General features: G+C 67.5%; 26 protein-coding genes and 1 tRNA gene. 22 read left to right on the forward strand and 5 right to left on the reverse strand.

What is annotated here, in order from left to right:
- The first annotated feature begins 36 nt into the window (after positions 1-36).
- From ACFQY2_RS05310 to ACFQY2_RS05355, 10 genes are all read left to right on the forward strand, one after another.
- Positions 37-966: a PmoA family protein gene (locus tag ACFQY2_RS05310; protein ID WP_378744604.1), complete on the forward strand. Its 930-nt coding sequence runs from the start codon at positions 37-39 to the stop codon at positions 964-966.
- 23 nt (positions 967-989) lie between these two features.
- A complete protein-coding gene (locus tag ACFQY2_RS05315; protein ID WP_378744605.1) occupies positions 990-2,093 on the forward strand; it encodes a Gfo/Idh/MocA family protein in 1,104 nt (367 codons plus the stop codon).
- Positions 2,090-2,995, forward strand: a complete 906-nt coding sequence (locus ACFQY2_RS05320) for a hypothetical protein (RefSeq protein WP_378744606.1) — start codon at positions 2,090-2,092, stop codon at positions 2,993-2,995. The genes ACFQY2_RS05315 and ACFQY2_RS05320 overlap by 4 nt, the downstream gene beginning before the upstream one ends.
- Positions 2,996-3,172: 177 nt before the next feature.
- Positions 3,173-4,465: an ABC transporter substrate-binding protein gene (locus ACFQY2_RS05325; RefSeq protein WP_378744607.1), complete on the forward strand. Its 1,293-nt coding sequence runs from the start codon at positions 3,173-3,175 to the stop codon at positions 4,463-4,465.
- 77 nt (positions 4,466-4,542) lie between these two features.
- On the forward strand, positions 4,543-5,538 hold the full coding sequence (locus tag ACFQY2_RS05330) for a carbohydrate ABC transporter permease (RefSeq protein WP_378744608.1): 996 nt from the start codon (positions 4,543-4,545) through the stop codon (positions 5,536-5,538).
- On the forward strand, positions 5,535-6,434 hold the full coding sequence (locus ACFQY2_RS05335; protein WP_378744609.1) for a carbohydrate ABC transporter permease: 900 nt from the start codon (positions 5,535-5,537) through the stop codon (positions 6,432-6,434). The genes ACFQY2_RS05330 and ACFQY2_RS05335 overlap by 4 nt, the downstream gene beginning before the upstream one ends.
- A gap of 2 nt (positions 6,435-6,436) precedes the next feature.
- A complete protein-coding gene (locus ACFQY2_RS05340; RefSeq protein ID WP_378744610.1) occupies positions 6,437-7,090 on the forward strand; it encodes a hypothetical protein in 654 nt (217 codons plus the stop codon).
- 50 nt (positions 7,091-7,140) lie between these two features.
- Positions 7,141-8,424 carry an ABC transporter substrate-binding protein gene (locus ACFQY2_RS05345; RefSeq protein WP_378744612.1) on the forward strand — a complete coding sequence of 428 codons (1,284 nt, stop codon included), beginning with the start codon at positions 7,141-7,143 and terminating at the stop codon, positions 8,422-8,424.
- 87 nt (positions 8,425-8,511) lie between these two features.
- The gene (locus tag ACFQY2_RS05350) at positions 8,512-9,513 is read left to right on the forward strand and encodes a LacI family DNA-binding transcriptional regulator (RefSeq protein ID WP_378744613.1); all 1,002 of its coding nucleotides are present in this window, start codon (positions 8,512-8,514) and stop codon (positions 9,511-9,513) included.
- A gap of 75 nt (positions 9,514-9,588) precedes the next feature.
- Positions 9,589-9,680: transfer RNA gene (locus tag ACFQY2_RS05355), tRNA-Ser, on the forward strand.
- Positions 9,681-9,855: 175 nt separating this feature from the next.
- Here ACFQY2_RS05355 and ACFQY2_RS05360 read toward each other — a convergent pair.
- Positions 9,856-10,095 (reverse strand): hypothetical protein, encoded by a 240-nt coding sequence (locus ACFQY2_RS05360; protein WP_378744614.1) that lies wholly within the window; start codon positions 10,093-10,095, stop codon positions 9,856-9,858.
- Positions 10,096-10,450: 355 nt separating this feature from the next.
- On the opposite strand from ACFQY2_RS05360, the gene ACFQY2_RS05365 reads away from it, so the two are divergent.
- The 4 genes from ACFQY2_RS05365 (at position 10,451) to ACFQY2_RS05380 (ending at position 15,888) form a co-directional block, all read left to right on the forward strand.
- Positions 10,451-11,512: a 2,3-butanediol dehydrogenase gene (locus tag ACFQY2_RS05365; RefSeq protein ID WP_378744615.1), complete on the forward strand. Its 1,062-nt coding sequence runs from the start codon at positions 10,451-10,453 to the stop codon at positions 11,510-11,512.
- Positions 11,513-11,886: 374 nt separating this feature from the next.
- The gene (locus tag ACFQY2_RS05370; RefSeq protein ID WP_378744616.1) at positions 11,887-13,584 is read left to right on the forward strand and encodes an alpha/beta fold hydrolase; all 1,698 of its coding nucleotides are present in this window, start codon (positions 11,887-11,889) and stop codon (positions 13,582-13,584) included.
- 503 nt (positions 13,585-14,087) lie between these two features.
- Positions 14,088-14,828: a MerR family DNA-binding transcriptional regulator gene (locus tag ACFQY2_RS05375; RefSeq protein WP_378745033.1), complete on the forward strand. Its 741-nt coding sequence runs from the start codon at positions 14,088-14,090 to the stop codon at positions 14,826-14,828.
- Positions 14,829-15,006: 178 nt separating this feature from the next.
- On the forward strand, positions 15,007-15,888 hold the full coding sequence (locus ACFQY2_RS05380) for a manganese catalase family protein (protein ID WP_378744617.1): 882 nt from the start codon (positions 15,007-15,009) through the stop codon (positions 15,886-15,888).
- Between the two features lie 6 nt (positions 15,889-15,894).
- On the opposite strand, the gene ACFQY2_RS05385 is transcribed toward ACFQY2_RS05380, so the two are convergent.
- Positions 15,895-16,167: a hypothetical protein gene (locus tag ACFQY2_RS05385; protein WP_378744618.1), complete on the reverse strand. Its 273-nt coding sequence runs from the start codon at positions 16,165-16,167 to the stop codon at positions 15,895-15,897.
- 96 nt (positions 16,168-16,263) lie between these two features.
- Positions 16,264-16,569 carry a MerR family transcriptional regulator gene (locus tag ACFQY2_RS05390; RefSeq protein ID WP_378744619.1) on the reverse strand — a complete coding sequence of 102 codons (306 nt, stop codon included), beginning with the start codon at positions 16,567-16,569 and terminating at the stop codon, positions 16,264-16,266.
- Between the two features lie 110 nt (positions 16,570-16,679).
- Between ACFQY2_RS05390 and ACFQY2_RS05395 the strand changes: the two genes are divergently transcribed.
- Both ACFQY2_RS05395 and ACFQY2_RS05400 read left to right on the forward strand, forming a co-directional pair.
- Positions 16,680-17,120, forward strand: coding sequence for an Hsp20/alpha crystallin family protein (locus ACFQY2_RS05395; protein ID WP_378744620.1), 441 nt, complete (start codon positions 16,680-16,682; stop codon positions 17,118-17,120).
- 38 nt (positions 17,121-17,158) lie between these two features.
- Positions 17,159-17,437: a hypothetical protein gene (locus ACFQY2_RS05400; protein ID WP_378744621.1), complete on the forward strand. Its 279-nt coding sequence runs from the start codon at positions 17,159-17,161 to the stop codon at positions 17,435-17,437.
- A 69-nt stretch (positions 17,438-17,506) separates the two neighbouring features.
- Here ACFQY2_RS05400 and ACFQY2_RS05405 read toward each other — a convergent pair whose 3' ends face one another.
- Positions 17,507-17,797, reverse strand: coding sequence for a hypothetical protein (locus tag ACFQY2_RS05405; protein WP_378744622.1), 291 nt, complete (start codon positions 17,795-17,797; stop codon positions 17,507-17,509).
- Positions 17,798-18,045: 248 nt separating this feature from the next.
- Here ACFQY2_RS05405 and ACFQY2_RS05410 point away from each other — a divergent pair, with 248 nt between their 5' ends.
- The 5 genes from ACFQY2_RS05410 (at position 18,046) to ACFQY2_RS05430 (ending at position 22,847) form a co-directional block, all read left to right on the forward strand.
- Positions 18,046-18,468 (forward strand): VOC family protein, encoded by a 423-nt coding sequence (locus ACFQY2_RS05410; protein WP_378744623.1) that lies wholly within the window; start codon positions 18,046-18,048, stop codon positions 18,466-18,468.
- A 181-nt stretch (positions 18,469-18,649) separates the two neighbouring features.
- A complete protein-coding gene (locus ACFQY2_RS05415; RefSeq protein WP_378744624.1) occupies positions 18,650-19,435 on the forward strand; it encodes an ABC transporter ATP-binding protein in 786 nt (261 codons plus the stop codon).
- Complete coding sequence (locus tag ACFQY2_RS05420; protein WP_378744625.1) at positions 19,429-21,933, forward strand: FtsX-like permease family protein; 2,505 nt, start codon at positions 19,429-19,431, stop codon at positions 21,931-21,933. Before ACFQY2_RS05415 ends, ACFQY2_RS05420 begins: the two co-directional genes overlap by 7 nt.
- A 77-nt stretch (positions 21,934-22,010) precedes the next feature.
- Complete coding sequence (locus ACFQY2_RS05425) at positions 22,011-22,226, forward strand: multidrug transporter (protein WP_378744626.1); 216 nt, start codon at positions 22,011-22,013, stop codon at positions 22,224-22,226.
- A gap of 54 nt (positions 22,227-22,280) precedes the next feature.
- The gene (locus ACFQY2_RS05430) at positions 22,281-22,847 is read left to right on the forward strand and encodes an NADPH-dependent FMN reductase (RefSeq protein WP_378744627.1); all 567 of its coding nucleotides are present in this window, start codon (positions 22,281-22,283) and stop codon (positions 22,845-22,847) included.
- Between the two features lie 9 nt (positions 22,848-22,856).
- Here ACFQY2_RS05430 and ACFQY2_RS05435 read toward each other — a convergent pair whose 3' ends face one another.
- Complete coding sequence (locus ACFQY2_RS05435) at positions 22,857-23,714, reverse strand: helix-turn-helix transcriptional regulator (RefSeq protein WP_378744628.1); 858 nt, start codon at positions 23,712-23,714, stop codon at positions 22,857-22,859.
- A gap of 85 nt (positions 23,715-23,799) precedes the next feature.
- Here ACFQY2_RS05435 and ACFQY2_RS05440 point away from each other — a divergent pair, with 85 nt between their 5' ends.
- A complete protein-coding gene (locus ACFQY2_RS05440; protein ID WP_378744629.1) occupies positions 23,800-24,582 on the forward strand; it encodes an SDR family NAD(P)-dependent oxidoreductase in 783 nt (260 codons plus the stop codon).
- Positions 24,583-24,648: the final 66 nt, after the last annotated feature.

Here is a 24,648-nt window from a genome sequence, read left to right on the forward strand (position 1 = left end):
CGAGGTGGCATCCCATCCTCTCGAAGGAGACCACCGATGACCCTGGCGCTCACCCGCTCCGACACCGCGATCGTCGTCTCCGACGGCGACGTCGATCTGTTTCGCTACGTCACCAGCCCGGATTCCCCGCAGCTGGAGTCGCCCAAGCCGTACCTCGACCCCATCCGCACCCGTGCGGGGCGCGTGGTGAGCCTCTTCCGCCCCTGGGACCACGTCTGGCACAAGGGTCTCGCCTGGTCACTGCCGGTCGTCGATCACGAGAACTTCTGGGGCGGACCGACCTACGTGCGAGGGGAGGGCTATGTCCAGCTGCCGAACGACGGCACGCAGCATCACCTCGACGCGACGTCCGCGATCGTCGAGGGCGGCGTCGTGACGTTCGCGCACGACCTGGACTGGATCTCGCAGGCCGGTCGCCGCATGTTCACCGAGGACCGCACGCTGACGGCTCGCATCGTTGACCACGCCACCTGGGCGCTCACCTTCGAGACGGCGATGACGAACGTGACGGACGCGACCATCGCGATCGGTTCGCCCACCACGAGGGGCCGCGAGAACGCCGGTTACGGGGGCCTGTTCTGGCGAGGACCCCGCTCATTCACCGACGGACGCGTGGTCACGGTCGACGGCATCGCGACCGGTTCGGACGTGCGGGGGCAGCGGTACACGTGGATGGGCTTCGCGGGTCGCCATGACGTCACCGACGACACGTCGCTGATCGTGATGGCGGATGCCGAGGACAACCCCCACCATCCACCGCAGTGGTTCGCCCGTTCCGAGGAGTACGCTGCGCTGAACCCTGCACCGTTCTTCAGCGAGGAAGTGCAGGTGCCGGCGGGGGAGACCATCCGGTTCCGCTATGCGGTGGGGATCGCGGACGCGGATGCCGACGACGCGCCGCGCATCGCCGATGCCTTGCGGGAGCTCCTCCGCATCGCACGCGACGCATCGGTTGAATCGTTATGATCGATCCGTCCCCGAGGAGGATCATGTCGCCCCGCACCCCATCCGACCGCCGGCTGCGGTGCGTGCTCGTCGGCACCGGATCCGTCGCCAACCTGCACGCGAAGGCTGTCGCCGCGCACCCCCGCGCGCAACTCGTCGCTGTCGCCGACATCAGCGCCGAACGCGCGGCCGGGTTCGCCGCCGAGTACGACGTACCCGACTCGTACGGCGACTATGAGGAGATGCTCGCCGCACAGCATCCGGATGTCGTCCTGATCTGCACTCCTCCCGGACCGCACCGCGCGCAGGCGCTGGCCGCCTTCGCCGCCGGCGCACACGTGATCGTCGAGAAGCCGCCGGCGCCGTCGCTCGACGAGCTCGACGACATGCGCGCTGCTGCGCTCGCCGCCGACCGGCAGCTGGCCGTCGTCTTCCAGCAGCGCACCGGCACCGCTGCAGCCCACGTGCGCGGACTGCTCACCAGCGGGGCGCTGGGCCGTCCGCTGGTCGCGGTGTGTCAGACGCTGTGGTTCCGCGACGCCGACTACTTCGCCGTGCCGTGGCGCGGGAAGTGGGAGACCGAGGGCGGCGGTACGACACTCGGACACGGGATCCACCAGATCGATCTGCTCGCCCACCTGCTCGGCGCCTGGACCAGCGTGCAGGGGCGCCTGTTCCGCCTGGACCGCGAGACGCAGACCGAGGACGTGTCCACGGCGACCATCGTGTTCGAGGCCGGGGTCGTCGCGCAGGTCATCACCAGCGCAGTGTCGCCGCGGGAGACCAGCTCGATCCGCATCGACACGCAGAAGGCGACTGTCACGGTCGATCACCTCTACGGCCACGGCCATGACGACTGGCGCATCACCGCGGCTCCCGGCTTCGAGGCCGAGGCGGAAGGATGGGCGTTCCCGGATGCCGAGGAGCGCAGCGACCACGCGCCGCTGCTGCGCGACGTCTTCGACGCCCTGCTCGACGGCACCCCGTTGCCCCCGACGGCTGACGCGCCTGCCCGCTCCCTCGAGCTCGTCGCCGCGATCTATGCATCCGCGGCCGCCGACGGAGCGGTGATCACCCCGCAGCTGCTGGCGTCGCACCCGACCCATAGGGCCGGCTTCGCGAGCCCCGTGCAGGACCTGCGGCGATGAGCGATCTCTATCGCGATCCCGTGTACGACGGAGCCACCGACCCCCGCGTCGTCACCGACGAGGACGGCGGCTGGTGGATGTTCTACACCCAGCGCAGGGCGAGCCTGGCGGATCCCGGACCGGGGGTCGCCTGGGTGCACGGCAGCCGCATCGGCGTCGCTGCGTCCGCGGACGGACTGGCATGGGAGTACGTCGGGACGCTCGAGCCGACGGCATCCGGACTCCTCCTCGAGCCCGGACCGCCGCCGGCCCTCGTCGATCGCACCCACTGGGCGCCGGAAGTGATCTGGGACGGCGGGCAGTGGCGGATGCACCTGACCGAGATCGACGGCATCCCCGACCGCTGGCCGGGTCATGTGCGCGAGATCGTCGAGTACGTCTCCGATGATCTGCGCGCCTGGCGACGGGTCGGGCCGCTCGCGCTGAGCAGCGATCGGGTGATCGATGCGGCGGCCGCGCGAACCCCCGACGGGCTCTGGCGGCTATGGTACAAAGACGAGGCCGCGGACTCGGTCACCATGGTGGCGTCCTCGCCCGACCTTCGGGACTGGGACCTGGAGGGCGTCGCGGTCGGCGGGAACCCGCACGAGGGGCCCGATGTGTTCGAACTCGGCGGGCACTGGTGGATGATCGTGGACGAATGGCGGGGGATGGGAGTGCATCGCTCCGACGATGGCATCCGCTGGTCCCGTCAGGGCGGTCCGGATGACGTGATCCTCGCATCGGCGCCGAACGGAGGCCACGGTCATCACGGTGCTCATGTGCGCGCGGGTGGGGACCTCTGGTTCTACTACTTCGGGCGTGCCGATGCCCCGGTGCACGCGGCGAGCGGTGAGGTGCGTCGCTCCGCGGTGCACCGTGCGCGGCTCGTGGTCGAAGACGGGCGACTCCGAGCCATATAGTCACGGTTGGGACACGGTGTTCTGGCGTGTCAGGAGTGGTGTTGAAAAACGATTCAATTTGGGTTAGTTTGCAGGGAAGCGCTTTCCCACGGACCCTCGGACAGCGCGCCCGCACCCTACATGGACATGGGCGTCCCTCGGCTCGGCCGAAGGCGGACGTTCACAGAGAGGACAACGATGTTCAGCAAGAAGCGACTGGTGGCCGGAGCCGCGCTCGCGACCGGCGCGGCGCTGGTTCTGGCCGGCTGCGCCGGAGACACGGCGGAACCCGGAGCCACGTACAACCCCGACGAGAAGGTGACACTGAACCTCGCGTTCTGGGGCAACGACGTGCGCGCCGACCTGTACAACCAGGCCATCGACGCGTTCAACGAGGAGTACCCGAACATCAAGGTCAACTCGACCTTCCTCGGCTTCCCCGAGTTCTGGGAGAAGCGCCAGACCGAGGCGGCCGGCGGCGGCCTGCCCGACGTCATGCAGTTCGACTACTCCTACCTGCGTCAGTACGCGCAGAACGGTCTGCTGCTGGATCTCGACCCGTTCATCGGCGGCATCATCGACAAGAAGTCCCTCGCCGACAACATCCTCAAGATCGGCGTGGTCGAGGACACCACCTATGCGATCCCGACCTCCACGAACGCGTGGGGGCTGTTCACCAACCCGAAGCTGCTCGAGACCGCCGGAGTCGAGAACTTCGAGGGCGGCAGCTGGAGCGACTACACCGACTGGATGAAGACGGTCACCGACGCCGCCGGTGGCGCCTTCTACGGCGGCAGCGACTACACCGGTCGCATCCAGAACTTCGAACTGCAGCTGCGCAGCGAGGGCAAGAACCTGTTCAACGAGGACGGCACCGCGGGCTTCGATGAGAAGCGTCTCGCCGAGTTCTGGAACGAGGGAGACGACGCCCGCGACGGTGTCGTCGTTCCCCAGCAGCAGGTCGAGGAGATCTCGCCGCTCAGCCCGTTCGACTCGGCCAAGACAGCCAGCGAGCTGACGTGGGACAACTTCGGCGCCGGATACCTGGGCAATCTGGGTGAGGGCTACACCGAACTGGGTCTCGTCGCCCCGCCGGTGACCGAGGACGGTGCGAAGGACCTGTATCTGAAGCCGTCGATGCTGCACGCCATCTCGGCGAAGACCAAGCACCCCGAGGCTGCGGCGACGCTGGTGAACTTCCTCATCAACTCGCCGGAATCCGGCAAGATCTTCGGCACGAACCGTGGTCTTCCCGCCTCCACGACCGCACTGGAAGCGGCCGACCTCGATCCCCTGAGCACGCAGATCAAGGAGTACGAGGAGTCGATCTCCGACCGCCTCGGCGACGCGCCGCCCGTGCCGATCGTCGGCTACGGCAGCCTGGAGGAGAAGTTCCGTGTGCTGGGCACCGAGCTCAACTTCGGGACGATCACGGTGGATGATGCTGTGAAGCAGTTCTTCGCCGAGATGGACGTCGTCCTCAACCAGTGAGGCATCGTCGGCGGGTCGGCACGATTTCGACCCGCCGGCATCCTCCCCCCTGCCCGCACCCCCGGAAGGAGAGCCCCGTGAGCACCACAGCGACAAGGGTCGTCGTCACCGAAGACCGGCCCAGCGCGCACCTGCTGCGCAAGGGCCGCCGCGACCTGAATCCGGTCCGCCCCGGCCAGCGCCTGCGCGCCCGTCGCGAGACCGCTGCGGGCTACGCGTTCCTCACCCCCTGGCTGATCGGCTTCCTCGGCCTCACTCTCGTGCCGATGGTGTACTCGCTGTACCTGTCGTTCACGCGGTACAACATCTTCCAGCCGCCGCGCGTGATCGGCTTCGACAACTACATCCGGCTGTTCACCAAGGATCCGGTGTTCCTGCAGTCGGCCGAGATCACCCTGATCTACGTGTTCGTGGGAACCCCGATCACGCTCGCCGCAGCCCTCGGCGTCGCCATGCTGCTCAACTACCGCGACAAGGGCTCGGGCTTCTTCCGCTCGGCGTTCTACGCGCCCTCGCTCATCGGAGCCTCGGTGTCTGTGGCCATCGTCTGGCGTGCGATGTTCGCCACAGACGGACCCGTCGACAGCGGTCTGCAGATCTTCGGCATCAACCTGGGCGGCTGGATCGGCAACCCCGCCATGGTGCTGCCGATGATGATCCTGCTGCACGTGTGGACCTTCGGCTCCACCATGGTCATCTTCCTCGCCGGCCTCAAGCAGATCCCCAAGGAGCTGTACGAGGCGGCCGAGATGGACGGAGCGGGCGCCTGGCGCCGGTTCCGCGCGGTGACGATCCCGATGCTCTCGCCCGTGATGTTCTTCAACCTGCTGCTGGGGCTGATCGGAGCCTTCCAGGTCTTCGCATCCGCGTACATCATCTCCAACGGCACCGGCGGACCCGCCGGCATGACCAACTTCATCACCGTCTACCTCTACAAGCGCGGCTTCTCGGACGGGCAGATGGGGTACGCGGCGGCGATCGCCTGGGTGCTGCTGATCGTGGTCGCCCTGCTGGCATTCATCCTCTTCCGCACGCAGAAGTCCTGGGTGCACTACGCAGGAGACGACAAATGACCTCCACGACCGCCGAGAGCACCGGCCGGGTGGCCGTCCCCGAACCGCGCCGAGTCAAGCGCAAGAGCGTCCAGACGGCGATCTGGATGGTCGGCCTGATCATCCTGACCGTCATCGTGCTCTACCCGCTGGTCTGGCTGTTCCTCTCGACCTTCAAGCCCAACGACGAGTTCGGGCAGAACCCCGGACTGCTGCCGATCAACCCCACGATCGACAACTACGGCAAGGTCATGGAGGGCATCGCCGGGGTGCCCATGTGGCGCTTCTTCCTGAACTCGTTCATCCTCGCGGCGTCCGCGGTGGTCGGCACGGTGATCTCTTCCGCGCTCGCGGCCTACGCGTTCGCCCGCGTGCAGTTCAAGGGTCTCGGCATCCTCTTCGCCGCGATGATCGGCACGCTGCTGCTGCCGTTCCACGTCGTGATCATCCCGCAGTACATCATCTTCAATCAGCTCGGCTGGATCGACACCTTCATCCCGCTGATCCTGCCGAAGTTCCTCGCCACCGAGGCGTTCTTCGTGTTCCTCATGGTGCAGTTCATCCGGCAGATGCCGCGCGACATGGACGAGGCGGCGCGCATCGACGGCGCCGGCCACATGCGCATCTTCTGGTCGATCATCCTGCCCCTGATCCGGCCGGCCCTGATCACCTGCGCGATCTTCGCGTTCATCTGGACGTGGAACGACTTCCTCAGCCCCCTGCTGTATCTGACCAGCCCGGAGAACTATCCGCTCCCGATCGCCCTGCGGCTCTACAACGACGCCTCCTCCGGCGGCGCCGACTACGGCGCCACCGTGACCGCATCGTTCGTCGCTCTGGTGCCGATCTTGTTGTTCTTCGTCGTCTTCCAGCGCTTCCTCGTCGACGGCGTCGCCACCCAGGGCCTGAAGGGCTGAGCATGTCGTCGCGTCGTCGAGGTGATGGCAGGGCCGCAGCGCGCGAGGCGCGCTCGGGAGCAGGCCCCGTCGACGCGAATTTCACGCCCGGCCCCCATCCCGGGGCGAAGGCCAAGTTCGGGCTCTTCGGCGAGGTCCTCACGATCGGTCTGCTGATCACCCTCGTCTCGCTGGCGGTGGTCACGCTGCCCATCGCACTGGCCGCCGGCATCCGCCAGCTGCGGCGCTTCGTGCAGGCGTCGGATTCCCGAGCAGCGCTCTTCTGGGAGGACGTGCGGGTCGGCATCCTCCCCTCGCTGATCGTCGGAGTGCCGGCCGCGCTGATCGCGACCGTGCTGACCGTGGACGTCGTGCTCGCACGGACGGGCGCGTTGCCTGGCGGCGAGATCGTGGGCGTCGTCGGCTGGGCGGGGCTCGTCGTACTCTCGGTCGGCGTGCTGGTCGCGGCCGGCGCATGGTCACCGCAGGCCGGGTGGCGCGCGGCCGTGCGTGCCGTTCCCGGGATCGTGCGAGCGGATGCCGTCGGCGCGCTCTACCTCGCGGCCACGGCGGTCTTCGTCGGCGTGGTGACCTGGGCGCTGATCCCGCTGTTCATCCCGGCGATCGGTTGCGCCGCACTGGCCGTCGTCGCCGTACCGGTGCGCCGCCGCCGCTGAGATCGTCTGTCGTCACACCGTTCGAGAGTTCTATGGAAGAGGTCCCGGAGATGAGAAAGTCCTACACCCCGCGTCTGACAGGCAGTGCGGCGACGGTCGCCGTCGGCGCGCTGATACTGGCGGGCTGCGCTGCGGCCGAGCCCGCGACCACGTACGACCCCGATGCGGAGGTGTCGCTCGACTTCGCCTTCTGGGGCAACGACGACCGGGCCGACCGCTACAACCAGCTGATCGAGGCGTTCAACGACGAGCATCCGAACATCGCCGTCAAGGTGACGTTCACCGACTTCCCGAGCTACTGGGAGAAGCGGGCGACCGAAGCGGCCGGCGGGGGCCTGCCGGATGTGTTCCAGTTCTCCGACAGCTATCTGCGCCAGTACGCCGAGAGCCGTCACGTGCTGGATCTCGCGACGGTGAAGGACCACATCGACTTCTCGACGTTCGATGACTCGCTGCTGGGCACCGGTCGACTGGACGGCGTGCAGTACTCCCTGCCGACCGGGTACAGCATGTGGGCGAATTTCGTGAACGAGGATCTCCTCACCGAGTACGGCGTGGACGCGCCCGAAGAGGGCTCGAGTCCGGAGGACTTCAACGACTGGATGGCGGCGTTCACTGCGGCGTCCGACGGGAAGGTCTTCGGCGGCACCGACTACACGCAGCGCATCCAGGGGTTCGAGCTCGTGCTGCGTGCCGAGGGGAAGAACCTGTACACGGATGACGGTGAGCTCGGTTTCACGAAGCAGGAGCTGAAGGACTACTGGTCCAGCGGCGCAGAGCTGCGCGACGGCGTGACGGTGCCCCAGCAGCGGCTGGAGGAGATCAGCCCGAAGTCCGGTCTGGGCGCCCAGCTCACCGCGAGCGAGATGAGCTGGAGCAACTTCCTCGGTGGGTACCTCGCCGATTCCGGAGCGAAGGCGATGTCGATCGTGGCACCGCCCACGGCGGTCGAAGGATCCAAGGACCTCTACCAGCAGGGTGGACTGCAGATCGCCATCGCGCCGAACACCAAGCATCCCGAAGCGGCCGCGATCTTCCTGGACTACATCGTCAACAGCGAGGAGGCCGGGCGCATCTTCGGCACCACGCTGGGGTTCCCCGCGTCGTCGAGCAAGCTGGCCGGAACCGACCTCGAAGGCGTCGACAAGCAGGTGGCCGACTACATCGCTTCGGTCGCGGATCGCGTCGGCGAGGCGCCGCCGGTGCCGGTCGTCGGGTACGGCTCGCTGGAACAGAAGTTCTGGGACCTCGGCCGCGAAATCGGGCTCGGCACCGTGTCGGTCGATGATGCGGTGGACCAGTTCTTCGACGAGGCCGACGTCATTCTCGAATGAGATCGGTCGTCATTGCCGGGTGAGGTCCATTCGGAATGAGAAGGTGGAGTCCCCGCCCTTCATGGGCGGCAGGGGGAGGGAAGCTGCATGGCAGTGGGCGTCAAGGATGTCGCGGCGGCGGCCGGCGTGTCGGTCGGAACGGTGTCGAATGTGCTGAACCGGCCGGAACGCGTCTCGGCGGGCACGGTGGAGCGCGTGCTGGCGGCGATCAAAGAACTCGGGTTCGTGCGCAACGACGCGGCGCGTCAGTTGCGGGCCGGACGCAGCCGCAGCATCGGACTGGTGGTGCCGGACATCGGCAACCCGTTCTTCGCTGAGGTCGCGCGGGGGGCCGAGGACCGGGCCGCGGATGCGGGCATGACCGTGCTGCTCGGAAACAGCGATGAGAAGGTCGAGCGGCAGGACGCGCACCTGGCCCTGTTCCAGGAGCAGCGGGTGAACGGCGTCCTGCTGACGCCGGCCTCCGACGACCTCGGATCGCTGGACCGCTTCGCGGCGGGCGGGATGCCGGTGGTCCTGGTCGACCGAGAGGTCGATGCCGACGACTATCCCTCGGTTTCGGTGGATGACGTCGAGGGCGGTCGGCTCGCGGTGCAGCATCTGCTCGCTGCGGGTCGCAGACGGATCGCCTTCGTGTGCGGTCCGCGCAGCGTGCAGCAGGTCGCCGACCGCCTGCGCGGCGCGGAAGCCGCCGTCACCGCCACCCCCGGCGCGTCACTCGAGGTCATCGAGCAGGCGTCGCTGACCGTGCTGCAGGGCCGTGCGGCCGGTGAACAGCTCGTGGCGCGGGTCGACCAGGACAGACCGGACGCCGTCTTCGCGGCCAACGACCTGTTGGCGGTCGGGCTGCTGCAGGCGTTCAGCTTCGGCTCCGGCATCCGTGTTCCCGAGGACATCGCCATGGTCGGCTACGACGACATCGACTTCGCGTCGGCCACCGTCGTGCCGCTCAGTTCGGTGCACCAGCCCGCTCGACTGCTGGGCTGGACGGGGGTGGACCTGCTGCTGAAGGGGCTCGAAGGAGTCCCGCACGAGCGGCGGGTGCGCTTCCAGCCGGAGCTGGTCGCGAGGGACTCCAGCGGCGGCTGATCCCGATTCGTGGCCGGCCTGCGGAACCGTTATGATTGCAGGGCGCATCTGCGCTCGGATTCGAGTCGGATGCCTGGAGACGTCGCATAGTCAGGCCTAGTGCACCACCCTGCTAAGGTGGAGTCCTCGCAAGGGGACCGAGGGTTCAAATCCCTCCGTCTCCGCCACTTTCCCGAGTCGCTGCATAGTTCATGAACTTGTCGCGTCTCGGGATTTTCTGTTGGTGGGGTTCGACGCGGGCGTGCTCCGTAAGCGTGGCGTCCGCGGTTCCGTGCGCGGATGTCTCTCGCCCCCGCAGGGCGAAAGACCCGCGTCGGCAGTCGGGCGTCCGCGAGCGCGCCATCAGCTGAGCGGCGAGTACCGAGGTGCGCGTCGCGGCGGCGGGGGAGGAACCACTTTCGCCGCGGTCACCTCGTCCAGCCGGATGGAGACCGGTCCGCGCCGCGTCTCCACCACGCACTCCTGGTCACCGCACGCCCGCAGGTATCCGACGGCGTCGGTGAACCCGCCCGGGATCCGTTTGCGCACGGTCATCCGCGTCCCCAGCGGGGTGTCACGGATGAATCGGACGACATCAGGCATGGACCTCAGCCTAACGGCGCGCGTTCTGGTGCCGCCGACCTCGGGCGCGTCCAGGAGAGGATTCGCGTCTGGGCCTGGAAGCCCGACGGGACGCGTGGCAGCGTGCCGCGTCATCACCTCAGGTTCGAGCCCGAAGCCGTGGAGCCAGGGCGCGTCGGACGAGCTCAATGAAGCGCAGCTGGGCCCGAGCGAGATGTCGCCGGGTCGGGCGCGACGTCACCAGTTCATTCTGTCGCAGTAGCGCGACCTGATCGCTCGCACTTGACCCTGTGCCGACAACAGGGTGTCCCATTGCGTCAGAAGGCGAGTACCTGCCGTCAGAAGGCAGAGTGCTCAATCCACTGAGGAGGAAGAAATGAGAGCAGCGAAGTTCTACGCGAAGGAAGATCTGAGAATCGAGGAGGTGACAGAGCCTTCCCCCGGTCGCGGTCAGGTGAAGCTGAGGAACGCGTTCACGGGGATCTGCGGCTCTGACCTGCACCTGTACTACTCGCCGGAAGCGGCGGGCCTGGATTTCACGACTCCGCATCCGGTGACCGGCTCGACGCTGCCACAGATCCTCGGGCATGAGTTCTCGGCCACGGTGACCGAACTGGGTGAGGGAGTGACTGATGTCGCTGTCGGCGACCGAGTCGCGGTGTGGCCGGTCTACTACTGCGGCGAGTGCGCGGCGTGCAGAAGAGGGATGTACAACATCTGCGAGAACATCGGTTTCCACGGAGTCACGTCCGACGGCGGGGGCATGGCCGAGTACACCACCGTCGCAGCCTCGATGCTCCATGTCCTGCCGGACAATGTCGACCTCCGGCTGGGTGCGCTCGTGGAGCCGATGGCGGTCGGCTGGCATGCGGTCGAGCGCAGCCGGGTCGAGTCCGGAGGAACTGCCCTCATCGCGGGCGCGGGTCCTATCGGCATCGGCGTCTGGTTCGCGCTGAAAGCCCGAGGCGTGCAGAGGGTGCTCGTGTCGGAGCCGAGCGCCGATCGGCGGGCGACCATCGCGGCCCTCGGTGCGATAGTCGTCGACCCCGTCAACGAAGATCTCGCGGAAGCGGTGGCTGCGATCAGCGATGGTGACGGAGTGGACGTCGCATTCGATGCCGCCGGCGTCGGCCCGGCCATCACTTCGTCGCTCGCCAGCCTGACACCGGGCGGGCGAGTCGTCGTCGTCGCTCTGCATGAGCGTTCCATGGAGTTCTTCCCCACTCCCCTCGTCACTTCCGAGGCCGAGATCATCGGGGCAGTCGCGTATCTTCCGGCAGATTTTGACGCGGTGATCCATGCGATGTCGGAGGGGTTCTACGACACGACCGGTTGGGTCGAGGAAGTCGCCCTGGAAGGCGTCGTCGACGCGATACATGCCCTGCGCAGTGGACTGGGCGCGAAGATCCTGGTATCCCCTCAGCCCGACAAGCCGTGAGCCGCGTCTCCCGGCATGCACGACACGAGGTCGTGCTGCACATCTGAGGACTCTCACACGTCGGAGCGCCGGTCACACGGATGCCCCACGCCGGCACGGCCGACGTCTCGATCGAGATGAGAGACACCGGCGAGACCTCCATCTGCGCACTGCGCAGTTGGAGGTCTCCGGTCCGACGGAGAGACGATCTCTTGACTCTGTGGTGGGAACACCGTGTGTGCTGTGTCCGTGGGTGGCCGAGGGACGACGTCGGCACTCATTCCAACGATCGAGTGATGAGCTGACAGGAGAATGACATGTTCGACGAGAGATCTACCTCTTCCCCCGGGGAGAACCGACAAAGGATACCGACGATCGCCGGAGCGGCTGCCGTCGTGGCGGCCATTGCCTTGGTGGCCGGTGTGCTCGTCTCCTGCAGCCCAGTGGACGCCTCGCCATCTGAGACCGCGGGCAAGGGCATCCCCGATGTCGTGGCCCTCGCCGGACCATTGGCGGAGCAGACGGTGGTGTGGGAGGCGTGCGAGTTCAATGAGGACGGCCCTCCGATCCCCGGAGCCGACGTGTCCAACGTCGAGTGCGCCACCATCCAGGTTCCGCGGGATTGGCTGAATCCTGACCCCGAGAGCACCTGGGATGTCCGAATCTCCCACGCCAAGAACATCGAGGCGACCGACCCCGAGTACCACACGACGATCATCGCCCACCCGGGTGGACCGTACTCATCCGGCCTCTCCTACAGCACCGCCGTCCAGCTGTACACGCCCGAACTGCGGGCGACCACGAACTACGTGAGCTTCGACCAGCGAGGACTCGGCCAGTCGAGCCACGCCTCATGCGACTACGAGTACGACCCTGCGGGCGGTCCTTCGGCCGCAGCTGAGGCGATCGGCGAAGCGTGTTCCCAGAACTCCGATGTCGCCACCATGACCACAGAGCAGGCCGCGTATGACATGGACTTCATGCGTCATCTTCTCGGCCTCGACACGGTGACCTACATGGGTTACTCGTACGGCACCTGGCTCGGAGCCTGGTACGGGGCGCTCTTCTCCGACAACATCGAGCGGATGGTTCTGGACTCGGCGACGGACTCGACGCAGCCGTCCATTCAGACGCTCTACAACTCGGCTCATGAGGGGCGTGACCGCCAGTTCCGTCTTCATCTGATGAACTGGATCGCGCGCAATGATGCGACCATCGGGCTCGGGGCAGATCCTGAACAGATCTGGGAGCGGTATTTCGCGGCCACCGAGCCGGCCGAGAAATCGCTCGCGGCGCAGTACGCCTGGAATGCAGCCAGTGGCTCTCTCGCGTTCTCGACCCCGGCACTGTATCCGGTTGCGGGAAGCCTTGTCGCGAGCGTGATCGCCGAGGCGGAAGCCGCGACCGGTGTCGTCGATCCGATCGAGCTGGCTACGCGCATCGTCGCGAGCACAGATCTTCCAGAACCACTGCAGGGCATCGCAGATCAGCGGCTCGCCCTGTTGGCCAGCCCTCCGGCGACCCAGCCGGGTGAGCTCATCAGGGGAACCCATGACTACGTGATCGAGTTCACCGCGTGCACCGACGGGCAGTGGACGCAGGGGCTCGACTACTGGGACGACTTCCTGGAGCGCACCGCCGAGGTTGCTCCGCTGACCGAGCAGTTCGGTCTGCTTCTGACGCCGACGTGCGCGTTCTGGCCAACGGACTCCACCAAGCCGCAGGTGGATGCCAGCTTCCCGGAGACGATCGTCGTACAGAGTGAGCTCGACTCGATGACCCCGTTCGAGCAGGGATGGGCCGCCGGAGTCGGACTTCCCAACACGAGCCTGATCGCTGTCGACAATGAGAGCATCCACGGGGTCTTCCCCTACGGCACGGAGGAGGTGGATGGACCCGTGATCGAGTTCCTCCTCGGGGGCGCGCGACCGGCGCGCACCATCGTCGCACCGGGCAAGCCGCTCCCGCTCGAGGATGTGACGTACGAGTCGTGGACAGCTCTGAACGAGAAGGGCGAACACTCCGGAAATCCGACGTTCACCGACCCGACCACACGTGCCGAGACGGCGAAGCTGAAACAGCCCGCGAAGTAGACAGCAGAGCAGGGTTCTCCGTCGGCACGACGGAACGACACGGTCGCAGGGACAGCGCGCCACGGGTGCGTCCCTGCGGCCGTGCGCATTCGGAGCACCTGTCCACCGCCTTGATCAGAGGCCTCGCTGACATCCCTCAGCAGCGTCACCGATAAGGGTGCGCGTCGGTAGGTTCCACCGATGCGATGTCGGCGGTGGTCGCTGCATTCTGAATCCGACCAGATGAAAGTCGGCGGGGGCGCTCGGGACTGAGCCGGGTGGATACCGAGTCCAGAGAAGAAGGAACAGGAACCGATGGAAACGCTCACCGTGCCGAAGAGAAATTTCGACTCCCGACCCCGAGCACAGCACCGGCGATCCGACCTGCGAGCCCTCGCGCAGCTTTCACCAGGTACGCGAGGTCAAGTCGCCGACGTTGTCAGCATGGTTCCCGCACTCGGGTCGCTCATGCTGAGCCTGAGAGCGGACGTTCCCGGGCGGCCAGGACGGGTGGGGTGAGATCGGTGGGTTGGAGTACACGTCAGCTGGCTGAACTCACAGGAACAACCGTGAACACCATCCGCCACTACCATGCCGTCGGCCTGCTGGAGCAACCGGCGAGAAGGCCTAACGGGTACAAACAGTACGGTGTGCGGGAACTGGTATCGCTGCTTCGCGTGCTCCGGCTTGTGAGGCTCGGCGTTCCGCTTTCGCAGGTCCCCGAGGTTGCAGGTACCGGATCCGATGCGAGCGAGATCATGCGGCAGGTCGACGCCGACCTCGGGGCGCATGTCGAACGGATCCAGCAGGCGAGATCCGAGGTCGCGGCGATTCTTCGCGACGACGCCCCGCCCGATGCTCCCCCGCGGTTCGCCGACGTCGCGGCACGCCTCTCGGAGTCTGACACCGCGATGCTCCACATCGCCGGTCAGCTCTACGACGAACGGGCGATGTCGGGGCTGCGGAAGATGGTGGAGCTCGATTCTGACGTCGGCAGCGTTGCTCGGGAGATCGACCGGCTTCCCGCGTCCGCGGACGCAGACACTCGTGAACGGCTCGCGGATGACCTCGCACCGATCCTCGCCCGGAACCTCTTGAACCACCCGTGGATCGGTGATCCCGTCGATCACCTCCTGCGGGATGAAACTGTCGCGCGGGGGGTCTTCGTAGAGGCGGTCTCGGAGTTGTACAACCCCGCTCAGCTCGACGTGATCGCTCGTGCCGGTGAGATCGCACGGACGCGGATCCGGGCCCTCGACGGGTGAGCGTGCGCCGAAATCATCTGAAGGGTGCTGTCCGGAGCGTCCTGCGGAGTGCCCGGACAGGCCACTCGAACAGCGCGCCAGAATACGCCCCTACGGGGGCGTGTGCCAGCCCGTTCAGCGACATCGTCTCCGGTCGTACAGTCGCCGTCACGGTTCGACGACGACGAGAGGAAACTCGATGTTCTTTCACAAGCAGGAGATGCAGTTCAACGCGACGCCCGCCAAGCCCGACGCCATCTTCGCGCGCCGCTTGCAAGAGGTGCTCGGTGGTCAGTACGGGGAGATCACCGTGGCGATGCAGTACGGTTTTCAGGCCTGGAACGCGCACATCCCCGGGAAGTATCGAGACCTGCTCTACGGCATCGGTGCCGAGGAGTTCGGCCACGTCGAGATGCTCGCCATCATGATCGCCCAGCTGCTGGAGAAGGCTCCCGTCGAGCAGTCCGAGGAGGCCGCGGCGGCCGACCCCGTGCTCGGTGCAGTGATCGGCGGCATGGACGTCCAGGCCGCCATCGTGGCCGGTGCCGGTGCACGCCCGGTGGACAGCAACGGCAATCCGTGGCAGGGGTCGTATGTGACCGCCAGCGGGAACCTTCTGGCCGACTTCACCGCCAACGCCAACGCGGAGATGCAGGGGCGCCTGCAGGTCGCGCGCATCTACAACATGACCGACGACCCGGGGGTGCGCGATCTGCTGTCCTTCCTCCTGGCACGTGACACCATGCACCAGAACCAGTGGATCCGCGCCGCGCAGGAGCTTCGTGAAGAAGGCACCGAGGACATTCCGGTGCCGATCAACTTCCCGCTGTCGCAGGAAGCCCGCGACGTCAGCTATCAGTACATCAACTTCTCCGACGGCAAGACGGCTGCCGAGGGCCAGTGGGCATCCGGTCCGACGCCCGACGGGAAGGGGGAGTTCTCCTACCTCGACGGGCCGGACTCGTCTGTGCCGATGCCGCCGGCAACCCAGCCCGACCCCCGGTTCTACGGAACGGACGCGAAGCCGAACATCGTGGACAAGGCGGCCGGAGTGATCAAGGACAAGCTCAGCGACAAGTGAGTCCCGTCAGAGCAGGTCGAAGTACGTGCCGTACGCGTAGGACGCGTCGCCGGCATCAAGGGGATCGGACCGCACGGGGGCGGCGCTGATCGTCACGCGAGAGGTCGGCGTGATGAGCGCCGCCACCGTCCGGTCCCCGACCACGACGAAGTCCACGAACTTGCCTGTCGTCGCGGCAGCCTCCTCGATCCGCCGGCGGATGTCGTCGACATCCTGACCCTGCGCGACGAGCGAGCTCACGCCGTCGATCGTGATCTGCACCTGTACCATCGTCTCCATCCCGCCCATCCGTCCACGCTAGCGAGCCGCCGTTCCGCCGCCAGCCACTTGCATCACGGGCGACGGTGTGGCAGGAAGCGCGACGAAGCGCTCGGATCAAGACCCCGCGGTGAGATCGTCGATCTGCGACCGAAGCCGCTCGTTGGCGGCCTCCAGTTCGAGAACGTGCCGGGCCCCGGCAAGGTTGACCCCGGCGTCGATCAGTTCGCTGACCCGACGGAGGACGGCGAGGTCGTCCTCGCTGTAGCGTCGGGTGCCGCCCGCGGTGCGGCTCGGCTCGAGCAGCCCTTTGCGTTCGTACAGCCGCAACGTCTGCTCCCCGAGACCGACGAGCTCGGCGGCGACGGTGATCCCGTACACCCCGCGCGAACTCGGCGACTCGGACGAGTCGTCAGGAACCACGTCATCCTCTTCCACTTGCGTACCTGTCTCTATCGATGTATAAAACCTATACCACGCGATACAGATCGTCGCGTGGGACGCCAACGATAGTGAGGATGGAGGAGATCCACATGCTGTTGCAACACGACCCATTCCGTGACCTCGACCGGCTCACGCAGCAGGTCTTCGGGACCGTCGCGAGACCCTCCGGGATGCCGCTGGATGCGTGGCGAGACGGCGACGAGTTCGTCGTCGAGCTCGACTTGCCCGGTATCGATCCGAACCGGCTCGACATCGACGTCGAGCGCAACGTCCTGACGATCAGGGCGGAGCGCCTCAGCCACATTCCGGACGCCGCCGATGCCGTTGCCGCGGAGCGCCCCTGGGGTGTGTTCAGCCGACAGCTGGTGCTCGGCGACGCACTGGACACCGAGAACGTGGATGCGGATTACACCGCAGGCGTGCTGCGCCTTCGCATCCCGATCGCAGAGCAGGCTAAGCCGCGCAAGATCAGCATCAGCAGCCGGGACGGCGGCGATCGCAAGCACGAGGTGAAGAGCATCGACGCCTGAGCCGCGTCGCTCCGACGACCAACGGAAGGGAGGTGGATATGAGCGCAGTCGTCGCAGTGCTCGCCGCTGACTCATCGGTCGCCCAGATGGACCCGCTGACCGTCGTGCTGGACGACCCCGAATGGGTCACGGCGCGATTCGCCGAGATGATGACCGCTGCGGGCTTCGGCCGCCGCACGGTCACCGGCATCATGCCGGATCCGCCGTCGCGAGGCAGGAGGCCCGTCGGCGCATCGCCGCTGAGGTGTGCGGCGGCGGAGACGGCGGTGACCACCGGTGTCCGATCGCGCGTCCGGTCGCCTCCGGGCCGACCGTGATCCACATGCGGCGCCCGGAGCCCGCCGGAGGCTCCGGGCGGCGCGCTTCGGCTGGTATCGCCGCTCGGCCTACCGGTCGACGATGAGTTCGCCGCGCGCGTTCAGCTTGTTCATCATGCGGGTGACCCGCTCGGGGTCGACCGGCGGCGGCGACGCGCTGTCGAAGACGAGCACCAACGGGATCGCCGGGTGAATCCACGCGCTCATGCGGCCTTCGTCGGCGGGAGGCAGCGAGGTCCAGGTCATCATGAAACTCTCCTGGCGGCGCAGCTTCGTGCCGATGATGACCTTCAGGTGCACGAGCAACTCGTCCTCGACGTCGATGGGAGGGTGAGAGCTGTTGTATTCGAGGGTGCCCATGGGGTGACTCTAGACCGAACGCGTCCGAAAGAGTGTGAATTCTCACCCGGCATCCGTGTCGCCGAGCACGGTGCGAGTCGGTGTCCCGCCGGCTGGCGAGACGTTCGTGATCGAGCGCTCCGAGGGCTCTTCTGCGGCGCCTTCCCGAGGCGTATACTGCGCGCGGAGCCACATCCCGCGCCCGAGTCGCCGTGGCGTCATGCCGGGCCGGCGCCCGCATGACAACGCTCTGGAACTGAGGATTCATCATGTTCGAGAACCTCATGGCGACGGCCGTGCTACCGGCATCGGATCTCGACCGCGCGAAGCGGTGGTGGCACGACGTGCTCGGACGCGATCCGGTCTACGCGCAGGCGCAGATCGGTAATCTGTTCTTCGACGTCGGCGGTATGACGGTGCTGGTGTATCGGACCGTCTTCGCGGGCACGGCTGAGAACACCACGCTCAACCTCGTGACCGACGACCTCGACCGTGACGTCCCGGCTCTGCGTGAGCGCGGTGTCGTCTTCCACGACTACGACCTCCCCGGGCTGGAGACCGTCGATGGAATCGCCGATATGGACGGCCTCCGCAGTGCGTGGTTCAGTGACAGCGAGGGCAACATCATCGCGATCGGCGAGCCGACCGCGGAGATGATGCGGATGCTGAAGAAGTCCAGCGCCGCCGACTGAACCGCCGCAGCTGCGGTCGCCGGGTCGGGTCCACGTGGGCCTCGCATGATCCTTCGGCCTGCCACCGCGACCGGAATACCTGAGGCACCCCTCCGGTTCTTAAGGGGACCGGAAGCACCTCTCGTCGGCCTCAGTGTCCGCGCCAGTCGCCCCCGGCCAGACCCAGACCAGGAGGCACGGCATGAGCGGCACCACCAGCAGATTGAGATCGAGAACGCCGGACGACGTCTCACCAGGGGCGGTACCCGCCATCCGTCTGGAGTCCGTCGTCAAGCAGTACGGCTCCGGCGCGTCGGCGGTCGTCGCACTCCGCGGCATCGATCTCGCCCTGCAGCGGGGCTCGTTCACAGCGGTGATGGGCCCCTCCGGATCGGGAAAGAGCACCTTCCTGCACACCGCGGCCGGACTGGACACGCCCACCAGCGGTGCGGTGTGGATCGGCGACACCGACATCTCGCGCATGCGCGCCAACAGGCTCGCGAAGTTCCGTCGCACTCACGTGGGATTCATCTTCCAGGCCTACAACCTGCTACCGGCATTGACGGTGGAGCAGAACGTGACCCTCCCGCTGCTGTTGGCGGGCAAGAGGGTGGACCGGGACTGGCTCGACCGCATCGCACGCTCTATCGGACTCGAGGAGCTCCGGCGGCGGCGACCGGCGGAGCTCTCCGGCGGCCAGCAGCAGAGAGTGGCGATCGCACGCGCCCTGATCACCCGGCCGGATGCCGTCTTCGCCGACGAGCCGACGGGGGCACTGGACTCCCGGACCGGCCGGCAGGTACTGGATCTGCTCGCCCAGATGGCTCAGGACCTGCATCAGACCATCGTCATGGTCACGCACGACCCCGCAGTCGCATCGCGGGCTGATCGGGTCGTCTTCCTCGCCGACGGCGCATTCGTCGGCTCGGAGGCGGGCGCGTCGACCCAGCGGATCATGGATCGCATGGCCGAGTCGGGCAAGTGGTGAACGCCCTCATCTGGGCCGGCATCCGCCAGCAGAAGGGTGCGCTCGTCGGCGTCTTCGTGGCCGTCCTCACCGCCACCATGCTCGCCACGGGCCTGGGAGTGCTGATCGAATCCGGCTCTCGAGGTGGAGTCGACCCGCAGCGCTATGCCGCCGCCGACGTGATCGTCGGCGGCGACCAGACGTTCGAGACCCCGGAGAAGGCGGCATACCGGCTTCCCGAGCGGGTCCCGCTCCCCGCCGACGCAGTGGACGCGATCCGGGCGCTTCCCGGCACCGAGGGAATCGTCGCCGACTCCACGGTTCCGATGTCCTGGGGAGAATCGGCGATCGAAGCGCACGCCTGGAGCTCCGCCTCGCTCACTCCGTATCGGATCAGTGATGGTCGTGCCCCCCACGGCGCCGACGAGGTCGTCGTCGATGCCGGCTTGGCGGCGCGGACCGACCTGGGCGCCGGCATCGAACTGGCCCATGGCGGCGTCGACCACGCGTACCGCGTGGTCGGAATCGCCACGTCCGCGGCCGGAGACCAACCCTCCCGCGCCGCGCACGTCTTCCTGGCCGATGACGCGGCAACCGCCTTCTCGCCGCACGTCCGGAACAGCGACGTCGTCGGAGTGTTCGCGCGACCCGGCGTCGCGCCCGACGACCTCGCGGCGCAGATTCATGCGGCGGTGCCCGGCGTGGCGACGTACACCGGCGAGGATCGCGGCGCTGCGGAGTTCCTCGACGCCGGCGCGGCACGCGCGACGCTCGTCTCGATCGGTTCGTCGTTCGCCGGCACGGCGATCCTGATCGCCCTCTTCGTGGTCGCGAGCACGCTGTCGTTGTCCATCCAGCGGCGCCGGCGGGACTTCGCGCTGCTGCGCGCCGTCGGTTCGACGCCCGGTCAGATCCATCGAATCGTGGCGCAGGAGATCCTGCTCGTATCGGGAGCCGGCGCTGTCGCCGGAGTGATCCCGGGCTTCCTCCTCGCCGGTGCGATGCGGTTCGGTTTCGCGCAGGCGGGTGTGATCCCCGAGGACTTCGCGCTCACCTACGGTGCGGTGCCGGCGCTCGTCGCCGTCGTCGCCATGGTCACCGCCTCCCAACTCGCCGCCGCCGTCGCCGCCCGGCGCCCCGCACGCATCAGTCCCGTCGAAGCGCTGCAGGAGGCGTCGACCACACCGGGCAGAATCGGGCGCGGGCGGGCGATCACCGGAGTCAGCCTCGGGATCATCGGTCTGCTCGCCAGTGCCGTGCCGCTGTTCGTCCCCGGCACGATCGCCGTCGCGGGCCCCGCTGGGGCAGCGCTCCTGCTCATCGTCGCCACCGGCCTTCTCGGGCCGCGACTGGTGCGCGTCGCCGTCACGATCCTCGGCGGACCGCTGCGGCATCTGAAGTCGGCCTCGGCTTTCCTCGCAGCAGCCAACGCACGCAGCAACTCGCGTCGTCTCGCGGCCGCCATCATTCCGCTCGCGCTCGGGATCGGACTCGGGCTCGTACAGGTGGGCACCCAGTCGATCCTCGCGGCCGAAGCGACCACGCAGTCCCGCGCCGGGGTGACGGCCGACATGATGGTGACCGGCGGGGCGTCCGGACTGTCGGACGGAGCGGTCGCATCCATCGTCCGCACGCCCGGCGTGACCGCAGCGAACCCGGTGGTGCTCAGCCAGATGGTCTTCAGCTTCGTGCAGCTGGGCGATCCGACGTCGGACCAGTACACGGTGCAGGGGCTCGACCCGGTCGCGACCGCGTCGACGATGGACCTGGGGGTGGTCACGGGCGCGCTCGAGGAGCTCACCGGTGAGGACACCATCGCGCTCAGCTCCGATGCGGCATCGGCTGCCGGCGTGCGCGTGGGCGACAGCATCACCGGGCACCTCGGCGACGGATCCGCGCTGACCTCCACCGTGGTCGCGCTCTACACGCGCGGGTTGGGCTTCGGCGACGTCACCCTGTCGAGCGATGCCCTGCTGGCACGCACGACGACCGGTCTCAGCGACTACGTGCTGGTCAGCGCGAGAAAGGGGCAGTCGGCGGACGTGCAGGCGTCGCTGGAGGCAGCGGGGTTCACGGTCGCCGATCGCGGCGAGCTGCGTGCGGCGGGTGACAGCGCACGCGATGCGAACTCGCTCGTGAACCTCATCGCGCTCGCCGTCATCCTCGGCTACATCGCCATCGCGGTGGTGAACACACTCGTGATGGCCACGGGGGAGCGGCGGCGCGAGTTCGCCCTGATGCAGCTGGTCGGATCCACGCGCAGGCAGGTCCGGGCGATGATGCGCACCGAGTCGGTGATGGTGGTGCTGCTGGCTGCGGCACTCGGCGTGCTGGTGGCCGCACCGCCACTGGCAGGGATCAGCTTCGGCATCTCGGGGCGCCTGCTGCCGAGCGTCTCACTGACCGAGAGCGCGGCGATCGTGGGCGTGCTGAGCCTCATCGGCGTGATATCGCTCGCGCTCGCGACGCGCGCCGCGATGCGCAGGGCGCCGATCGCGGAGATCGGGGCGCGTCAGTAGCGCCATGTGCTAGCAGACCGCGGACGCGGCGACCAGGGGATCGCGGATCTCGGATGATGAGGTCCATCATCTTGTCCATGTCCGAGAACACGCATGAACCCAGTCCGATGAGCCCTGAGCAGAAGCGACGCGATCAGCTGCTGCGCGCCGAGCACTCCACCGAGGCGGACGCCGCACCGCGCATCCGGGTGTCCGAGCATGAGGGGAACGTGCGTATCGACGTCGCCGACACTGCGGCGGTGCGGCCGGGGCCGGGGCCGGGCGCGGAGGGTGCGGAAGAGCCAGCGGGCTGACAGTCGCGTCCACGGGGCGCACACTTGAGGGATATCGGGTCGTAGGGAGCTGCCATGTCGTACAAGGTCGGATACTTCGTCGGAAGCCTGTCGTCCACGTCTGTCAACAGAGTGCTGTCGAAGGCGCTGATCGCTCTCGCCCCCGATGATCTCGAGTTCACGGAGATCACCATTCGCGAGCTGCCGCTGTACAGTCCCGACTACGACGCGGACTATCCCGAGGTCGCCCAGGCGCTCAAGGAGGCGATCGACGCCAGTGACGCGGTGCTCTTCGTCACCCCCGAATACAACCGGTCGATCCCCGGTGCGCTGAAGAACGCCATCGACTGGGCCTCGCGGCCGTGGGGTCAGAACTCGTTCCACCACGTGCCGACGGCGGTGATCGGGGCGTCCATCGGCGTCATCGGCACGGCGGTGGCCCAGCAGAACCTGCGCTCTGTCATGGCCTTCTGCAACGCACGTCAGATGACGGCCCCCGAGGCGTACATCCACTACACACCGGAGGTGTTCCTCGACGACGGGACCGTCACGAATCCCGGTACCGAGCAGTTCCTGCGCGACTTCATGCAGGAGTTCCACGAGCACATCCGGCGCGTGCTGACGGTGCTGCCCCGCTCGTAGGCCGCACGATCACCCGATCCGGTTCGATGCGGCGGCTTCCGGACCCAGCACGTTCAGCAGCGCCAGTGCTTCAGCGCTGCGCGATCCCGCCGGCGCCGTGTAGAGCACCAGGTGCTGGTCGCGGTCGGTGAGGGTCATGGAGTCGCAATCGACGGTGATCGGCCCGACGGTGGGATGCGTGAACGTCTTGGTGAGCATCGGCGCGGGCTCGACGTCGTGTCTGTCCCAGAGGCGCGCGAATTCGGCGCTGCCCGCATTGAGGTCGTCGATGAGTCGAGCCACGTCCGGGTCATGCGGATAGCGGGACAGCGCTGATCTCAGCTCCTTCACCACGTGGTGGCGGAACTCCCTCCCGTCGGAGATCCCGTAGAGCTCGGCGTTGTCGTCCGGTCCGCGCAGGAACGCCTTGCGTGCCAGATTGCGGTCATCGGGTGGGAGGACGGCGAAGTCCTCCATGAGTGCGGCGGCGAGATCATTGCATGCGAGGACTTCGAAGATGGCCGACGTGACCATGGCGGCGGTCTGCGGCAGACGGTCGAGCAGGGCGAGGATGCTGGGACGCACCTCGCGGCGGTGCAGCGCGGTGCGCATCCGAGCGGTTCCGGCCAAGATGTGAAGATGATCCGACTCCGGCTCGGAGAGCCGCAGTGCTCCGGCGATGCCGGCCAGGACTTCACTCGAGGGACGGGGAGCACGACCCTGCTCGAGCCGCACGTAGTACTCGGTGGAGATGTGCGCGAGGACTGCCACCTCCTCCCGGCGCAGGCCCGGCGTCCGACGTCGCGGCCCGGAGGGGAGACCGACGTCTTCCGGATGGAGGCGCTCGCGTCGCGTGCGCAGGAACGCTCCGAGTTCCGTCTTGTCCATGACTACAGTGTGCGCCTCCTACCAGCCCGGATCGTAGTACCGTCTGTGCCTGCCTTCCGCACGGAGACGCTTCAAGACTGAAGCCATGACAGATCAGAACTTCCTCGCACCCCTCGGCCTGCTCACCGGCAAGGTCGTCTTCATCACCGGCGCGAGCCGCGGCATCGGCGCCGCCGCGGCTCGGCTCTTCGCCCGAGAGGGAGCCTCGGTGGTCCTCGCCGCGCGCGGCACCGATGCGCTCGACCGCCTCGTCGCGGAGATCCGTTCCGACGGCGGCTCGGCCGACAGCGTGGTCATGGACCTCGCGGATGCCGACAGCATCCGATCCGCGGTCGAGCGCGTCGACGAGCTCCACGGACGTCTGGACGGAGCGTTCAACAACGGAGCGACCATCCAGCACCCCGGCCCTCTCGACACGACGAGCGATGAGGACATCGACGAGCAGTTCATGGTGAACTTCCGAGCCCACTGGACGGCCATGACCGCGGAGGCAGCGCTGATGCGGCGCGCGGGCGGGGGCGCCATCGTCAACACCTCCAGCATCGGCAGCCGTCGGGCGAACCCCGCGCTGCCCGCCTACGGGGCCATGAAGCGGGCCCTGAACAGCATCACCGAGACGGCCGCGGCGACCTGGGGTCCGCAGGGCATCCGCGTCAACGGCATCACTCCCGGTGGCACGGCCACCGACATGATCGACGCGTGGGAGGCTGCCACCCCGGGAGTCACCGCGCGCATCACGGCGTCGGTGCCGCTGGGACGGATGGCGCAGTCCCGTGAGATCGCGGAGGCTGCGGCCTGGCTCCTCAGCGACCGGGCCTCGATGGTGACGGGCGCGATCCTGCCCGTGGACGGCGGCGCAGGGGCCTGAGACGCGATCGGCCGGTCCCGAGACGCGATCGGCCCGTACCGAGACGCGATAGGCCCGCACCGGATC

The sequence above is a fragment of the Microbacterium sp. GCM10027623 genome (genome assembly GCF_042666935.1).
Classification (GTDB): Bacteria; Actinomycetota; Actinomycetes; order Actinomycetales; family Microbacteriaceae; genus Microbacterium.

What these genes read in the sequence shown, in the direction of transcription:
- ACFQY2_RS05325 (WP_378744607.1), top strand. Translation starts at nt 3,173, where the DNA reads ATGTTCAGCAAGAAGCGACTGGTGGCCGGAGCCGCGCTCGCGACCGGC.
- ACFQY2_RS05430 (WP_378744627.1), top strand. Translation starts at nt 22,281, where the DNA reads ATGTCGTACAAGGTCGGATACTTCGTCGGAAGCCTGTCGTCCACGTCT.
- ACFQY2_RS05410 (WP_378744623.1), top strand. Translation starts at nt 18,046, where the DNA reads ATGTTCGAGAACCTCATGGCGACGGCCGTGCTACCGGCATCGGATCTC.
- ACFQY2_RS05415 (WP_378744624.1), top strand. Translation starts at nt 18,650, where the DNA reads ATGAGCGGCACCACCAGCAGATTGAGATCGAGAACGCCGGACGACGTC.
- ACFQY2_RS05320 (WP_378744606.1), top strand. Translation starts at nt 2,090, where the DNA reads ATGAGCGATCTCTATCGCGATCCCGTGTACGACGGAGCCACCGACCCC.
- ACFQY2_RS05385 (WP_378744618.1), bottom strand. Translation starts at nt 16,167, where the DNA reads ATGGAGACGATGGTACAGGTGCAGATCACGATCGACGGCGTGAGCTCG.
- ACFQY2_RS05310 (WP_378744604.1), top strand. Translation starts at nt 37, where the DNA reads ATGACCCTGGCGCTCACCCGCTCCGACACCGCGATCGTCGTCTCCGAC.
- ACFQY2_RS05440 (WP_378744629.1), top strand. Translation starts at nt 23,800, where the DNA reads ATGACAGATCAGAACTTCCTCGCACCCCTCGGCCTGCTCACCGGCAAG.
- ACFQY2_RS05350 (WP_378744613.1), top strand. Translation starts at nt 8,512, where the DNA reads ATGGCAGTGGGCGTCAAGGATGTCGCGGCGGCGGCCGGCGTGTCGGTC.
- ACFQY2_RS05315 (WP_378744605.1), top strand. Translation starts at nt 990, where the DNA reads ATGTCGCCCCGCACCCCATCCGACCGCCGGCTGCGGTGCGTGCTCGTC.
- ACFQY2_RS05345 (WP_378744612.1), top strand. Translation starts at nt 7,141, where the DNA reads ATGAGAAAGTCCTACACCCCGCGTCTGACAGGCAGTGCGGCGACGGTC.
- ACFQY2_RS05380 (WP_378744617.1), top strand. Translation starts at nt 15,007, where the DNA reads ATGTTCTTTCACAAGCAGGAGATGCAGTTCAACGCGACGCCCGCCAAG.
- ACFQY2_RS05405 (WP_378744622.1), bottom strand. Translation starts at nt 17,797, where the DNA reads ATGGGCACCCTCGAATACAACAGCTCTCACCCTCCCATCGACGTCGAG.
- ACFQY2_RS05340 (WP_378744610.1), top strand. Translation starts at nt 6,437, where the DNA reads ATGTCGTCGCGTCGTCGAGGTGATGGCAGGGCCGCAGCGCGCGAGGCG.
- ACFQY2_RS05365 (WP_378744615.1), top strand. Translation starts at nt 10,451, where the DNA reads ATGAGAGCAGCGAAGTTCTACGCGAAGGAAGATCTGAGAATCGAGGAG.
- ACFQY2_RS05395 (WP_378744620.1), top strand. Translation starts at nt 16,680, where the DNA reads ATGCTGTTGCAACACGACCCATTCCGTGACCTCGACCGGCTCACGCAG.
- ACFQY2_RS05425 (WP_378744626.1), top strand. Translation starts at nt 22,011, where the DNA reads ATGTCCGAGAACACGCATGAACCCAGTCCGATGAGCCCTGAGCAGAAG.
- ACFQY2_RS05360 (WP_378744614.1), bottom strand. Translation starts at nt 10,095, where the DNA reads ATGCCTGATGTCGTCCGATTCATCCGTGACACCCCGCTGGGGACGCGG.
- ACFQY2_RS05335 (WP_378744609.1), top strand. Translation starts at nt 5,535, where the DNA reads ATGACCTCCACGACCGCCGAGAGCACCGGCCGGGTGGCCGTCCCCGAA.
- ACFQY2_RS05400 (WP_378744621.1), top strand. Translation starts at nt 17,159, where the DNA reads ATGAGCGCAGTCGTCGCAGTGCTCGCCGCTGACTCATCGGTCGCCCAG.
- ACFQY2_RS05435 (WP_378744628.1), bottom strand. Translation starts at nt 23,714, where the DNA reads ATGGACAAGACGGAACTCGGAGCGTTCCTGCGCACGCGACGCGAGCGC.